The 14,522-nt window shown below is 70.1% G+C and carries 12 protein-coding genes; 8 read left to right on the top strand and 4 right to left on the bottom strand.

Annotated elements, in window-relative coordinates; all coding sequences use genetic code 11:
- Positions 1-145: 145 nt before the first annotated feature.
- Positions 146-1,009 (bottom strand): thioredoxin, encoded by an 864-nt coding sequence (trxA, locus tag JR064_RS02185; RefSeq protein WP_206228645.1) that lies wholly within the window; start codon positions 1,007-1,009, stop codon positions 146-148.
- A 210-nt stretch (positions 1,010-1,219) separates the two neighbouring features.
- Here trxA and JR064_RS02180 point away from each other — a divergent pair, with 210 nt between their 5' ends.
- The 8 genes from JR064_RS02180 (at position 1,220) to rlmH (ending at position 9,705) form a co-directional block, all read left to right on the top strand.
- The gene (locus tag JR064_RS02180; protein WP_206228731.1) at positions 1,220-1,843 is read left to right on the top strand and encodes a DUF998 domain-containing protein; all 624 of its coding nucleotides are present in this window, start codon (positions 1,220-1,222) and stop codon (positions 1,841-1,843) included.
- A gap of 266 nt (positions 1,844-2,109) precedes the next feature.
- Entirely contained in the window at positions 2,110-4,752 is a 2,643-nt protein-coding gene (leuS, locus tag JR064_RS02175) for a leucine--tRNA ligase (RefSeq protein WP_206228644.1), read from the top strand.
- Positions 4,753-4,903: 151 nt separating this feature from the next.
- Positions 4,904-5,506: an LPS-assembly lipoprotein LptE gene (locus JR064_RS02170; RefSeq protein WP_191824765.1), complete on the top strand. Its 603-nt coding sequence runs from the start codon at positions 4,904-4,906 to the stop codon at positions 5,504-5,506.
- Positions 5,507-5,592: 86 nt separating this feature from the next.
- Positions 5,593-6,627 carry a DNA polymerase III subunit delta gene (gene holA, locus JR064_RS02165; protein ID WP_179563778.1) on the top strand — a complete coding sequence of 345 codons (1,035 nt, stop codon included), beginning with the start codon at positions 5,593-5,595 and terminating at the stop codon, positions 6,625-6,627.
- Positions 6,628-6,677: 50 nt separating this feature from the next.
- The gene (gene nadD, locus JR064_RS02160) at positions 6,678-7,424 is read left to right on the top strand and encodes a nicotinate-nucleotide adenylyltransferase (protein ID WP_338123854.1); all 747 of its coding nucleotides are present in this window, start codon (positions 6,678-6,680) and stop codon (positions 7,422-7,424) included.
- Between the two features lie 59 nt (positions 7,425-7,483).
- Positions 7,484-7,897: a ribosome silencing factor gene (gene rsfS, locus JR064_RS02155; protein WP_179563780.1), complete on the top strand. Its 414-nt coding sequence runs from the start codon at positions 7,484-7,486 to the stop codon at positions 7,895-7,897.
- A gap of 28 nt (positions 7,898-7,925) precedes the next feature.
- Positions 7,926-9,056, top strand: a complete 1,131-nt coding sequence (locus JR064_RS02150) for a J domain-containing protein (RefSeq protein WP_206228642.1) — start codon at positions 7,926-7,928, stop codon at positions 9,054-9,056.
- A gap of 178 nt (positions 9,057-9,234) precedes the next feature.
- A complete protein-coding gene (gene rlmH / locus JR064_RS02145) occupies positions 9,235-9,705 on the top strand; it encodes a 23S rRNA (pseudouridine(1915)-N(3))-methyltransferase RlmH (protein ID WP_064540057.1) in 471 nt (156 codons plus the stop codon).
- Between the two features lie 171 nt (positions 9,706-9,876).
- On the opposite strand, the gene JR064_RS02140 is transcribed toward rlmH, so the two are convergent.
- The 3 genes from JR064_RS02140 to JR064_RS02130 form a co-directional block, all read right to left on the bottom strand.
- Complete coding sequence (locus JR064_RS02140) at positions 9,877-12,588, bottom strand: TonB-dependent receptor (RefSeq protein WP_338123853.1); 2,712 nt, start codon at positions 12,586-12,588, stop codon at positions 9,877-9,879.
- A 219-nt stretch (positions 12,589-12,807) separates the two neighbouring features.
- On the bottom strand, positions 12,808-13,479 hold the full coding sequence (locus JR064_RS02135) for an energy transducer TonB (RefSeq protein ID WP_206228640.1): 672 nt from the start codon (positions 13,477-13,479) through the stop codon (positions 12,808-12,810).
- 238 nt (positions 13,480-13,717) lie between these two features.
- On the bottom strand, positions 13,718-14,455 hold the full coding sequence (locus JR064_RS02130; RefSeq protein WP_206228639.1) for an SIMPL domain-containing protein: 738 nt from the start codon (positions 14,453-14,455) through the stop codon (positions 13,718-13,720).
- Between the last annotated feature and the right edge of the window lie 67 nt (positions 14,456-14,522).

The raw sequence follows: 14,522 nt of genomic DNA, 5'->3' as shown, positions 1-14,522 counted from the left end.
AGGACCGGGTGCGCGACGCCGGACGGGCCGGGCCTGTGGATTTCCCCTGGTCGTGATGTCGCGGAGGGAGCCGGACCACTCGTCCCGCCACTGGGTGGCCGAACCGCGGGATCATCGCCAACCGATCCCGTCCGTGACATGAATCTCAGAATAGCAGCGCCGACATCTTGCGCCGGTAGCGGCCGACCAGGTCCTCGTCCTCGATCACCCGGAACGCGTCGATCAGCGACTTCCTGGGCAGGCCGTCCTCGAAGCTGCGGTCCTGGCGCAGCATCTCCAGGAACTGCTCCAGCGCCGCTTCGTCCTCGCCGCCGACCAGGCGCTGCACGCCGAGCAGGTAGCGCGACTTCAGGTCGGCCGGGTCTTGCGCGATCGCCGCCTGCAGGGTCTGCACCGGCGGCGCCGCCTGCAACGCGCTGACGAAGCCCAGCCGCGCCCGCGCGCGCACCGCGCGCTCGTCGGTGGCCAGGTTGGCCGGCAGCGCGTCGATCAACGCCTCGGCTTCGCTGGCCGCACCGGTCTTCACCAGTGCCAGCGCCAGGTCCAGCTTCAGTTCGTCCTTGTCCGGCTCGGCGGCCACCGCGTCGCGCAGGCGCAGCACCTCGGCCTGCGGGTCCAGCGGCGCCGCGGGGGCGTCGTCCTGGACCTCGGCCGGCGCCGGCAGCGGCGCGATGCCGTGCTGGGTCAGGAACTCGCGCAGCTGGCCTTCGGGCATGGCGCCGGGGAAGCCGTCGACCAGCTGCCCGTCCTTGACCAGGAACACGGTCGGCACCGAGCGGATCTGGAACGCGGCGGCGATCTGCTGCTCCTGGTCCACATCGACCTTGGCCAGCTCGAACGCGCCGTGGTACTCGGCGGCCAGCTTCTCCAGGATCGGGCTCAGGGTCTTGCACGGGCCGCACCAGGGCGCCCAGAAGTCCACCAGCACGGGGATCTGCAGCGATTTCTGCAGCACTTCCGCTTCGAAGGTCTCGGTCTTGGCGTCGAAAACGTGGGGCATGTCGGACATGGGGGGCATCGTGGCTGGCGAAGAATGATGGGTTCTATGGTGGCAGACCGGCGGCGACGCAAGGGCGCGCAGGCCGGCGATGGCCTCCATGCCGGCGCCGCGGCGATCGCGACCGTGTCGGGCACGCAGGGTGCCAGCCGCGGCCGCAGCGGCGACAATGGGCGCTTGGCGCGCCGCGGTGGCGTGGCGGCGCAGGTGCCCGGAGACACGATGGCCAACCGATACGATCAGGCGCTGCGCTATGCAGGGCCGTTGCTGGCGCTGGCCGCCGTGGCCGCGGTGGTCGGCTTCGGACGGGCGCTGCCGGGCTACCTGCCGTGGTCGCATCCGGTCGCGCTGCTCGGCGCCAGCGGCATCCCCCATGCCTGGGCCTTCGACCTGCTGGCCTTCGTGCTGCCCGGGGCGCTGGCGGTGGCGCTGGCGCTGCGCCTGCTGCAGCGCAGTGGCCGTGGCGCGCCCTGGTCGCTGCGCGTCGGCGGCCAGTTGCTGCTGCTGGCCGGGCTGGCCTTCGCCGGCATGGGCCTGCTGCCGCTGGATCCGGCCGACCTGGAATCGCGCGCCACTCAGTTGCATGCCAGCGCCTGGCTGCTGTGGGTGGTGGCGCTGGTGGCGGCGACCAGCCTGCTGGCCGTCGGCGCCTGGCGCCAGCCCGGCGCGCGCGGCTGGGCGCGGGCCGCGCTGGCGGTGGCGCTGCTGGCCGCGCTCGGCGCGTTCGCGCTGGACGCGCTGCTGTCGGCGGCGGTGGCGCAGCGGCTGGTGTTCGCGCTGTGGTGGGCCTGGCTGGCGCTGCTGGCCTGCTGGTCCGGCCCGCAGGCGCTGCCGCGCCGCGGCTGAAACCGTCGCCGCCGCGCAATCGGCGCCGTCCCGCAGCGCATCGAACCGGCCTGGCGCGAGGCCGTTGCGCGGTCCGTCCGCCGCGCCGGCCGGCGCGGTCAGCGTGGTTTTCCCCGTATCCGACGCACTGGCAGCGATGCGCGTCGGGCTCGCCGGGCCGGGCGCAGGCGAGCGCCGCCGGCACCGCTCGTCGCCACGATTGGAGCCGCCTGCTGCGCTGCGGTACCCTTGCCTGCTTTGTTGCCGCCTGGCCCTTGCCCGTTTCCATGTCCGCCGTCGAGCCCACAGCCTACGACCCGCAGCAGGTCGAATCGTCCGCCCAGCAGTTCTGGGACGCCACCCGCGCCTTCGAGGTCAACGAGACCTCCGACAAGCCCAAGTTCTACTGCCTGTCGATGCTGCCGTATCCGTCCGGTGCGCTGCACATGGGCCACGTGCGCAACTACACGATCGGCGACGTGATCAGCCGCTACCAGCGGATGAACGGCAAGAACGTGCTGCAGCCGATGGGCTGGGACGCGTTCGGCCTGCCGGCCGAGAACGCCGCGATCAAGAACAAGACCGCGCCGGCGAAGTGGACCTACGCCAACATCGAGCACATGCGCAGCCAGCTGAAGTCGCTGGGCTATGCGATCGACTGGTCGCGCGAATTCGCCACCTGCCGTCCCGAGTACTACGTGCACGAGCAGCGCATGTTCACCCGGCTGATGCGCAAGGGCCTGGCCTATCGCCGCAATGCGGTGGTGAACTGGGATCCGGTCGACCAGACCGTGCTGGCCAACGAGCAGGTCATCGACGGCCGCGGCTGGCGCTCCGGCGCGCTGGTGGAGAAGCGCGAGATCCCGCAGTGGTTCCTGCGCATCACCGACTACGCGCAGGAGCTGCTGGACGGCCTGGACCAGTTGCCTGGCTGGCCGGAATCGGTCAAGACCATGCAGCGCAACTGGATCGGCCGTTCGGAAGGGCTGGAGATCCAGTTCGAGGTGCGCGACGCCGACGGCGCGGCGCTGGATCCGCTGCGCGTGTTCACCACGCGCCCGGACACGCTGATGGGGGTGACCTTCGTCTCCATCGCCAGCGAACATCCGCTGGCGCTGCACGCGGCCAGATCCAATCCGCAACTGGCCGCATTGCTGGCCGAGCTGAAGCAGGGCGGGGTATCCGAGGCGGAACTGGAGACCCAGGAAAAGCGCGGCATGGACACCGGCCTGGTGGCGGTGCATCCGATCAGCGGCGAGCAGGTCCCGGTGTGGGTCGCCAATTTCGTGCTGATGGGCTACGGCACCGGCGCGGTGATGGCGGTGCCCGGCCACGACCAGCGCGACTTCGAGTTCGCCAACAAGTACGCGCTGCCGATCCGCCAGGTGATCGCGCTGACGGCGCCGAAGAACGACGAGGAGCGCACCTGGGAATCGAGCGTCTGGCGCGACTGGTACACCGACAAGACCCGCGAGTTCGAACTGGTCAACTCGGCCGAGTTCGACGGCCTGGACTACCACGGCGCGTTCGAGGCGCTGGCCGAGCGCTTCGAGCGCAAGGGCCAGGGCCAGCGCCGCATCAACTACCGCCTGCGCGACTGGGGCGTCAGCCGCCAGCGCTACTGGGGCTGCCCGATCCCGGTGATCTACTGCGCCAGCTGCGGCGCGGTGCCGGTACCGGAAGACCAGCTGCCGGTGCTGCTGCCGGAGAACGTGGCGCTGAGCGGCACCGGTTCGCCGCTGAAGACCGATCCGGAATGGCGCAAGACCACCTGCCCGCAGTGCGGCGCGGCGGCCGAGCGCGAGACCGACACTTTCGACACCTTCATGGAGTCGAGCTGGTACTACGCGCGCTACACCTCGCCCGGCGCCAAGGACATGGTCGACAAGCGCGGCAACTACTGGCTGCCGGTGGACCAGTACATCGGCGGCATCGAGCACGCGATCCTGCACCTGATGTATTTCCGCTTCTTCCACAAGCTGCTGCGCGACGCGCGCCTGGTGGATAGCGACGAGCCGGCGACCAACCTGCTGACCCAGGGCATGGTGATCGCCGAGACCTACTACCGCGACAACGGCGACGGTTCCAAGGACTGGATCAACCCGGCCGACGTGGACGTGCAGCGCGACGAGCGCGGCCGCATCGTCGGCGCGACCCTGATCGCCGACGGCGCGCCGGTGCAGATCGGCGGCACCGAGAAGATGTCCAAGTCCAAGAACAACGGCGTGGACCCGCAGGCGATGGTCGGCAAGTACGGCGCCGACACGGTGCGCCTGTTCTCGATGTTCGCCGCGCCGCCGGAGCAGTCGCTGGAGTGGAACGAGGCCGGCGTGGACGGCATGGCGCGGTTCCTGCGCCGGCTGTGGGCGCAGGTCCACAAGCATGTCGCCGACGGTGCCGCCCCGGCGCTGGATGCGGCCGCGCTGGGCGCCGAACACAAGGCGCTGCGGCGCAAGACCCACGAGACCATCGGCAAGGTCGCCGACGACTACGGCCGCCGCCACAGCTTCAACACCGCCATCGCCGCGGTGATGGAGCTGACCAATGCACTGGCCAAGTTCGACGACGCCGGCGACCAGGGCCGCGCGGTGCGCCAGGAAGCGCTGGAAGCGGCGGTGCTGCTGCTCAACCCGATCACCCCGCATGCCAGCCACGCGCTGTGGCAGGCGCTGGGACATGCGCCGACCCTGCTGGAAGATCTGCCGTTCCCGCAGCCGGACCCGGCCGCGCTGGTGCGCGACGCGCTGACCCTGGCGGTGCAGGTCAACGGCAAGCTGCGCGGCACCATCGAGGTCGCGGCCGACGCCCCGCGCGAGCAGATCGAGGCGCTGGCCCAGGCCGAGCCGAACACCGCCAAGTTCCTGGAAGGCCTGAGCATCCGCAAGATCATCATCGTGCCGGGCAAGATCGTGAACCTGGTGGCGGCGTGAACCGCGCCGCCGCGGTCGCACGCGTTGCCGCCGCGCCAGCGGCGGCGGCGCCGTCGGCGCGCGCTTCGGCACGTCTCAACCCTCGTTCACGCGGCATCGGGCAGGCTAGCCGCCTGTTGCCGCGCCCAGCCGGCTCCTCCAGACTGTGTCCATGACCCGACTCCTGCTCGCCCTCGTCCTCGCGACGACCCTGACCGCCTGCGGTTTCCATCTGCGCGACAAGCTGACCCTGCCGGCCGGCACGCCCTCGGTGAAGGTGGTCTCCTCGGCGCCGTACAGCGAGCTGGTGAAGCTGCTCGAACGCGGCCTGCGCGCCGCCGGCGCGGAGATCGCGCCGAAAGAGGTCAACACCGGCGTGGCGCGCCTGGAAGTGCTGTCCGAGCGCTGGGGCGACCTGCCGATCGCGCTCGATGCCGAAGGCCGCGCCCAGGAATACAGCCTGCGCTATGCGGCGATCTTCGTGTTCCGCCGCGCCGACGGCAGCGTGCTGGTGCCGCAGCAGGTGATCGAGCTGTCGCGCGACTACGTGTCGCCGCCGACCGACGCCACCGGCACCACCACCGAGCGCGAGATCCTCGCCGACGAGTTGCGCCGCGAGATGTCGGCCTCGATGCTGCGCCGGATCGACAGCGTGGTGCGCGCCGAAGTGCGCAACGGCAAGAACGTCAACGAGGCGCCGCCCGCCGCCACCGGCACGCCGGTCGAAGGCAAGCCGGCCACCGGCACGCCGCCGGCGACCTCGCCGCAGCCTTGATCCGCCGGCCACCGCCCGCCGCCCGCCGCTCGCCCGTCGCGGGCGATCCGCTGGCGGCGCGCAGCGACAGGCCCTAGGCTGCCGCCATGGAATTGCGTCCCGAACAGCTCGTCACCCAGCCGGCCGCGCAGCCGCTGCATCCGGTCTACCTGATCGCCGGCCCGGAAACCCTGCGCGTGCTCGAGGCCGCCGACGCGGTGCGTGCGCGTGCGCGCGCCGAAGGCATCGGCGAGCGCGAGGTGTTCGACGCCGACGGCCGCGAGTTCGACTGGAGCCAGCTGTATTCCAGTTTCAATGCGCCGAGCCTGTTCAGCCCGCGCCGGCTGATCGAACTGCGCCTGCCCAGCGGCAAGCCCGGCAAGGAAGGCGGCGAGGTGATCAGTGCGTTCTGCGCCGATCCGCCGCCGGACGTGGTGCTGCTGATCACCTGCAACGAATGGAGCAAGGCGCACCAGGGCAAGTGGGCCGACGCGGTCGGCCGGCTCGGGGTGATCGCGGTGGCCTGGGCGATCAAGCCGCACGAACTGGGCGACTGGATCGAGCGCCGCCTGCGCAGCAAGGGCCTGCGCGCCGATGCCGGCGCGGTGCAGCGCCTGGCCGAGCGGGTCGAAGGCAATCTGCTGGCCGCCGCGCAGGAGATCGACAAGCTGGCGTTGCTGGCCGACGGGCAGAGCCTGGATGTGGCGGCGATGGAGTCGCTGGTCGCCGACGCCGCGCGCTACGACGTGTTCCGCCTGGCCGAGGCCACCCTGGCCGGGCAGGCGCCGGTGGTCGGACGCATGCTCGCCGGGTTGCGCGCCGAGGGCGAAGCGGTGGCGGCCTTGCTGCCGATCCTGATCAAGGAACTGCTGCGCACCGCGGCGCTGGCCAAGGTCCAGGCGGCCGGCGGCAACCTGGCCGCGGAGATGAAGGGGCAGGGCATCTGGGAGTCGCGCCAGGCGCCGTTCAAGCGCGCCCTGCAGCGGCATGCCGAACCGCGCCGCTGGGAGCGCTTCGCCGCCGAAGCAGGACGCATCGACCGCATCGCCAAGGGCCGCGCCGACGGCGACGCCTGGATCGCGCTGGAGCGCCTGCTGCTGGCCATCGCCGAGGCGCGGGCGGTGCGGTTGTTGGTGGTATGACGGCCGGGATTGGGGATTCGGGATTCGGGATTGGCAACAGCGGCGATCCCGTGGCGTCGGATGTCCGCGCAGAGGTTGCCGCCGTTGACGAATCCCGAATCCCGAATCCCCAATCCCGGCCTCTCAGCCTGATCTACGGCGGCACCTTCGACCCGATCCACAACGGCCACCTGGCGATCGCGCGGGCGGCGCGCGATGCGTTCGAGGTGCCGGTGCGGCTGATGCCGGCGGCCGATCCGCCGCATCGCGACGCGCCGGGCGCCAATGCCCGGCAGCGCTGCGAGATGCTGGCGCTGGCGATCGACGGCGAAGCCGGGCTGTTGCTCGACCGGCACGAACTGCAGCGAGCGCTGGCGCAGCCGGGCGTGGCCTCGTACAGCATCGACACGGTGCGCGAGCTGCGCGCCGAACTCGGCGCCGCCGCGCCGCTGGCGCTGCTGATCGGCGCCGACAGCTTCGTCGGCTTCAACGCCTGGCGCGACTGGCGCAGCCTGCTCGACACGGCGCACCTGGTCGTCGCCGACCGTGCCGGTAGCGGCTGGGAACGCGCCTTGCCGGCCGAACTGGCGCAGGCGGTGGCCGGGCGCTGGGCGGCGTCGCCGCAGGCGCTGGCCGGCGCGCCGGGCGGCCTGTTGTGGTGCCTGCGGCAGCCGCTGCGCAGCGAATCGGCCAGCCAGGTGCGCGAGCGCATCGCCGCCGGCGGCGACTGGGCGGCGCTGGTGCCGGCCGCGGTCGCGGACTACATCCGTGCCGCCGGGCTGTATGCGGCGGCCCCCAGCGGCGCCCGCGCCGACTAGCTGAATACGCGTCTTCGCGTAGTTCCCTATAATTCGCCCATTCCATCGAGTTCGCACCTTTGTCCAGTCAAGCCCACGTCATCAAGACCCAACTGCCCAACCCGCCGCCGTCGTTGCCGGTACTGCTCGCCCACGTCCGCAACGCGCTCGACGAGCTCAAGGCCAAGGACGCGGTGGAAATCGACGTGCGCGGCAAGTCCAGCGTCACCGACTACATGATCGTCGTCTCCGGTACCTCCACCCGCCACGTCAAGTCGATCGCCGACGAAGTGATCAAGCACGCCAAGAAGCTGGACGTGATGCCGCTGGGCGTGGAAGGCGAGCGCGAGGCCGAGTGGGTGCTGGTCGATCTCGGCGACGTGGTGGTGCACGTGATGCTGCCGCGGGTGCGCGAGTTCTATGCGCTGGAGCGGCTGTGGACGGTCGGCGACCAGCCGCCGAGCGACGCGGACGACGACGCGCGCGATGCCTGATCCGACGCCCCGGCGCGATGACGCGCCGGTGGCGGATGCAAGCCCGGGCCTGACCCTGTCGGCCGCATTGCCGGGCGCCGGCAATGCGCTGCGCAGCGCCGCCGGCGAGCGCTTCGACAGCCTGGTGGTGCAGCTGGAGCGCAGCCGCGGCGAACTCGCCGCCTGGCGCGAGGCCCTGCCGCGCTGGCAGCAGCGCTTCCACGAACAGGTGCAGCCCCTGCTGCAGCGGCGCGACCAGTTGCACGTCGAGCGCGTGCTGGCGCTGGATGCGGCGGGCATGGCGCAGAAGCTGGGCAAGAGCGACCGCGCCGCGCTGTCGGCGCAGCTATGCGCGCTGATCGAGCCGTTGATCGACGAGGTTGGCCTGCATGACCTCAAGCCGCTCTACGACCGCCATGCGGAAACCTCCTACGACGAACGTATCGCCGCCTCGGATGCGGCGCTGCGCGGGTTGATCGCCGTGCATTTCGGTGTGGACGCCGATGCCCTGCCGTATCTGGCATCGCCGCAGGCGTTGTTCGAGCGCCTGCAGCAGCGCCGCCGGCAGACCCAGGTCGCGGCGGTCGCACGCAAGGCGAAGAAGGCGCAGCGCGCCGCCTCGGCGGCGCCGGCGCCGGCGTTCGATCCGCAGACCGCGTTGCGCGAGGTGTACCGCAGGCTGGCCGCGGCGCTGCATCCGGACCGCGAGGCCGATCCGTTGCAGCGCGAGCGCAAGACCGCGCTGATGCAACGGCTCAACGCGGCCTATGCCGATGCCGACCTGCTCGGCCTGCTCGAATTGCAGTTGCAGGCCGGCCAGCTCGACGCCGCCGCGCTGGCGGCGATGGCCGAACCCCGCATCGAGCGCTACAACCGCATGCTCGGCGAGCAATTGCAGACCACCCAGGACGAGCTGCGGCGGATCGATGCCGCGTTCAAGGCCGACTACGCGGTGTTCGGCACGCGCCGGCTCAAGCCGGAGCGCTTGCATGCGGCGATGGCCGAGATCAAGCGCGCGCTGCAGGACGAGATCGACGAACTGGCCGAAGACCTGCGCGAACTGCGGCAGGCGCCGACGCTGCGGCATTGGCTCAAGCGGCAGCGCCCGCAGCCGCCGCAAATCTCGCGCGAGGCCATGCTGTTCCAGGCCATGCTGGACGACGCGCAGCGCGACGAGTAGCGCGCAGCAGGCAGGTGCAAGTGCGATGGCGGGCGGTCTGCCCATGGCGCGCTATGGGCGCGGCCGGTAAAAGCGGTCGCGGCTGAAGCCGCTCCTACAGGGAGGGCGGTTGGCTCCACGATCAGGGCGCGACAGCCGCGCGCCGATCGCCAGGCCGCGCCGCGGCTATCATGCCCGCATGAAATGCAGACTCATCGCCACCGGCGAACGCGCGCCCGCCTGGGTCGCGCAGGGCTTCGCCGAATACCGCAAGCGCCTGTCGCACTGGCTGCCGCTGGAACTGGTCGAGATCGAACCGGGGTTGCGCGGCAAGGGCCGCGACGCGCAGCGCGCGATCGAGGACGAAGGCCGCCGCGTGCTCGCCGCGCTGCCGAAGAACGCGCTGGTGGTGGCGCTGGACGTACCCGGCAAACCGTACAGTTCCGAACAGCTGGCGCAGCGCATGGAACACTGGCGCGGCCAGGGCCGCGACCTGGCGCTGCTGATCGGCGGTCCCGAAGGCCATTCGCCCGAGGTGCTGGCAGTGGCCGGCGAATCCTGGTCGCTGGGTCCGCTGACCCTGCCGCACATGCTGGTGCGGCTGGTGGTGGCCGAACAGCTGTACCGCGCCGCGGCGATGCTGGCCAACCATCCCTACCATCGCGCATGACCGCCAGGCTCGCCTGATTCGCCCCTCGCGTGCACGACGCGCCAGCCGCGCGTCGCCCGCGGCGCCGGCGCGACGCCGGCAACGCAATCGCCACGCGACCTGCGCAGGTCGGCACAAACAAAAAAGCCCGGGCTCGCGCCCGGGCTTTTTCGTGTATCGCAACGCGTTCGATCAGTTGAACGTGTATTTCGCGCCCACAGTGAAGTAGCGGCCGACCGCGCCGCTGAAGTGCAGCGGGTTGTAGTTGACGCCGCCGTAGGTGGACGGATCCAGCGGGGCGATCCGGTCGAACACGTTCTGCACCGAAGCGTTCAGTTCGAACGCATCGGTCACGTTCCAGCGGCCCGACATATCGAAGGTGGTGAACGAGGCGATCTTCTCGACCGGGCTGCCGTCCGCATAGAACGCCAGGTAGTCGCCGCCGCGGCGGTCCTTGTTCTCGATGCTGTCGATGTAGTTGACCACGCCGCTGACGCTCCAGCTGCCCTGCTTCCAGGTGGTGCCGAAGTTGATGCGGTCCTGCGGGGTGCCGATGCAGTTGGTCACGTCGCAGTTGCCGTGGGTGCCGACGTAGTCGACCGTGGTGTCGCCTTCGGTGCGCTCGAACTTGAGCAGATGGCTCCACTGCAGGTCCATTTCCAACTGGCCTGGACCGATCTCGAAGGTCTGGCGGATGTCGGTATCGACGCCGCGCACGCGCGAGGAGTTGGCGTTCACGTAGTCGGTGTTGACCGCCAGGATGGTGCCGCTGTTGGCCACGCCGCCGATGTTGTTGCTGTCGCGCAGGACGTTGCCGGCGGCGATTGCGTCGGCCGTGCTGCCCTGGGCGATTTCGTTGGTACGCTTGATCTGCCACGCATCAACGGTCAGCGAGGTGCTGGCGGTCGGCTGCAGCACGAAGCCCACAGAGTAGCTCTTCGACTCTTCCGGGGTCAGCGCCGGGTTGGGGCGGGTGATGATCGCCACCGAGCGCGCGGTGCATTCGTTGGCCGGATCGATCGCGCAACGCACCGGGTCGCGTGCGTTGGAGAACGCGGCCAGGCCGCCATCGCCGTTCTCGGCCGGGTTCGGCGCACGGAAACCTTCGGCGTAGCTGGCGCGCAGGGCGATCCAGGTGGCCGGTGTCCACTTCACGCCCAGCTTCGGCGTGGCCTTGCTGTCGCCGCTCTCGTACTTGTCGTAGCGCACCGCCGCCGACAGTTCCAGCTGCTCCAGCACCGGCGCCGACAGCTCGGCATAGGCGGCGTAGACGTTCTGGGTGCCGTCATAGGCCGAGTAGCCCAGGCCGATGATGTCGCCGATGTCGGTGTAGGTCTGCGGGGTCAGGCTGTTGCTGGTCTTGCGCCACTCGGTACCCAGCGCCAGGCCCAGCGGGCCGCCCTGCAGGTCGGCCAGGCTGCGCGAGACGGTGAAGTTGAACATGTCCAGGCTCGACTTGGCGCGTGCGCTGATGGTCGGCGAGATGTAGTCGTACAGCGCCTGCGAGTTCAGACCGGCGTTGTCGCCGATACGCCAGGTGCCAGCTGGGCAGGCCGGGTTACCCAGAACGCAGCGCACGGCGCTGTATCGCAGGAAGCCGGTGCGCTTGTTGACCAGGTCGGTGCCCGAATGCAGGTAGGCGGTGTCGTAGCTCCACTCGCCCCAGTTGCCCTTGACCCCGGCCAGGAAGCGGTTGAACTCGTTGGTGTTGTCGGTCACCCGCGGGCCCACGTCCCAGGCGCTGTAGCGCAGGCGCGCAGCGTAGGGCAGCGGATTGTCGGGATGGCCGGCGTAGAGCACGGTGGCGCCGGCGCCGCTGTTGGCGTTGACCGGGCCGCCGGGATAGCCCCAGCCGCCGGACACGCCGGACGGGGTGTTGGAGAACACGGTCTCCTTCTTCGAGTAGCCGATCTCGGTGTAGATCTCGCCGCCTTCGCCGAACGCGAAGCTGGCGCGGCCGAACACGTTGACGTACTTCTCTTCCGGGCTCAGGTCGCGGTACTGCTGCGCCGGATCCCACAGGCAGCCCTGGGCCTGCGCGGTGGCATCGGTCTGGCCGGGGATGGTGGTCAGGCCGGCGCAGCCGGGCAGGGCGACCAGGTGGGCGGTGTTGTCGAACACCGAGCCGTTCGGACCGGTGCCACCGGCAGTGCCACCGCTGAGGTAGGCGCCACCGAGGAACTGTGCGTCGGCGGCGTCGTAGCCGTATCGGCGGATGTCGCCGGTGCCGATCCACTTGCGGTCCTTGCGGTCGCTGATCTTGATCGCGTCGGACTTGCCCACGTCCAGACTGAAGAACGCGTTCCAGCCGTCGTTGGCGAAGTTGCCGGTGCCGGCGGTCAGGGTCGCCTTGCGCGTGTTGCCGTCGCTGTCGCCGGACATGCCGTAGGAGCCGCGCAGGATCGCGCCTTCGAAGTCGCTGCGCAGGATGATGTTGACCACGCCGGCGATGGCGTCGGAGCCGTAGATCGCCGAGGCGCCGTCCTTGAGGATGTCGATCCGCTCGACCGCGTCCAGCGGGATGGTGCTCAGGTCGGTGAAGACCTTCTGGCCGTCGTCGGCCAGGCCGTAGGTGGCCATGCGCCGGCCGTTCAACAGCACCAGGGTGGAGCCGGCGCCCAGGCCGCGCAGCGAGATGCCGGCACCGCCGCCGGCGAAGCCGTTGCCGAAGCTCTTGGGAATCGAACCGGCGCCGTCGGAGGTCAGCGTCTGCAGGTATTCGGCCACCGTGCTCTTGCCGGTACGATCGATTTCCTGGCGGGTGACCACCTGGACCGGGGACGGGGTTTCGGTATTGGTGCGGGGGATGTTGGAGCCGGTGACGGTGATGCGGTCGAGGTTGGTCGCCGCTTCCTGGGCGAATGCCGCCGGTGCTGCCGCGGTGGTCGCAAGGGCGCTGGTCACGCACGCGCATAGGACAAGGCGGCGGGTTGCACGCCGTTGGTTCTGGGTGTTCACAGTCTCTCTCCTAACTGGAAGCGCAAGTTTTGATTTCTAATTTTTGCCAAACGCCGGCACAAACGGTCGGCTGATGCCATCTAGGTGTATTTAACGTGAATGAATTGTGAATTTTAAATTAAATCGGCCCCGATGCGCATTCCTGCACCGGGGTCGCACCAGCATTCAACGGCCCAGGGAAAAATCCACCGGGACCAACCCGTAAGCCTGAACCGGCACGCCTTGCTGCAGTGCGGCATGGAACTTCCAGCGCTTGAGCACCTGCTCGCGCGCGGCCTGGTCCAGGATCCGGTGGCCGCTGCTCTTGGCGATGCTGACCTCCAGCGGCTGGCCGTCGACGCCGACCAGCACGCGCAGCAACACGCTGCCCTGCAAGCCGTCGCGCAGCGCATCGCGTGGGTAGGGCGGGGCCGGCGCACGCAGGTACTGCAGCTGCATGCCGGCGACCGGTGCGCTGACCTGATCCGGCGGCACGCTCGGCTCGGCCGCGGTCGGGGCCGGATCGGCGGCCTCGGCCTGCATCGGCATCGGGCTGGCGTCGGCCAGCGGCGCCTGCACCGGGGTCGGGACCGGCACGGCGGTCGGCATCCGCGGCTGGGTCATCGGCCGCTTCTCGGGCTGCACCGTGGCTTGCGGCGGCGTTGGAGTGACCGGAACCACGATCGGTTGCTGCCAGATGGGTTGCGGCTTGGCCGGCTCCTGCGGCGGCGCCACGTGCGAGAGCGGGATCAGCAACAGCAGCATGGCCAACAGGTGCAGGCCGATCGCGGCGCTGAGCGCCAGGATCCGCGACAGGTCGATACCGAACGAGGGAGCGGGGAGTTGCGTGCGAACCATGATCCACCTCCATGATGAAGTGCGTCTTGTGGACTTGCGGTACGACCAAACGCGCCAGCGCGGCGGACGGGGTCGATGCGGCACCCGCCCGCGCCTTCGACATTGCGCCTGTTGCCGTCGCCATGGCAAGCATCGCCGGCGGACCCGCACGCCAGACCGGCGCCACGGCATCGCATGGGCGCAGAAACGACGACGGCGCCCGCAGGCGCCGTCGTCGGCAAGCTGGTGCGAGCGGGGCTTACTTGCCCAGTTCGAACACCACGTCCAGGTTGACCGACACGCTGCTTTCGCCGGTCGCCACCGGGGTGCTGTCCATCTCCGCCTTCATCGCCATCGTGCGCATCATCGGCATCGGGCGCACGCCGCCGCCGCTGCCTTCGGAGATGCTGACGATGCGGCGCACGCGCAGGCCCAGCGACTTGGCGTAGGTCTGCGCGCGGGACTGCGCCTTCTTCAGCGCATCGACCCGGGCCTGGTCGTACAGCGGTTCCGGATCGTCGATCTCGAAGGTGGGGCCGTTGATCTGGTTGGCGCCCTGCGCGGCCAGCGCGTCCAGCACCTTGCCGAGCTTGGCGATGTCGCGCACTTTCAGGTTGACCGAGTTGCTGGCCTGGTAGCCGAGGATCTGCGGCGCCTGGTTCTCGACGTACTTGTACTGCGGGCTGAGATTGATGCCGCTGGTCTGCACGTCCTTGTCGGCGATGCCGGCGGCGCGCACCGCGGCCAGCACCTTGGTCATCTGCTCGGCGTTCTGGCGCATCGCCGCGGCGCTGTCGCTGGCCTGGGTGACCACGCCGGCCGACAGCGTGGCCACATCCGGCGCGTGCCTGGCCTCGGCCTGGGCGGCGATGTTGAGCAGGGTGCCGTCGGCGGGCACGGCGTAGCCCGGTGCGGAGGTTTGGGCATGGGCGGTCATCGTGCCTCCTAGGGCGAGGGTCAGGGCCAGCAGCAGCGGACGGATGGAGGGTGCACGCATTGGAGGTTCTCCTTGAAAGTGAGGCGAGGGTGTTGCCGCGACGATGAACGCGTCGTGATTCGGAGCG

It is taken from the genome of Xanthomonas bonasiae (genome assembly GCF_017163705.1).
GTDB classification, from domain to species: domain Bacteria; phylum Pseudomonadota; class Gammaproteobacteria; order Xanthomonadales; family Xanthomonadaceae; genus Xanthomonas_A; species Xanthomonas_A bonasiae.
Note: the sequence above shows the minus strand (reverse complement) of the source record. Positions and strands in the feature narration are given on the sequence as shown.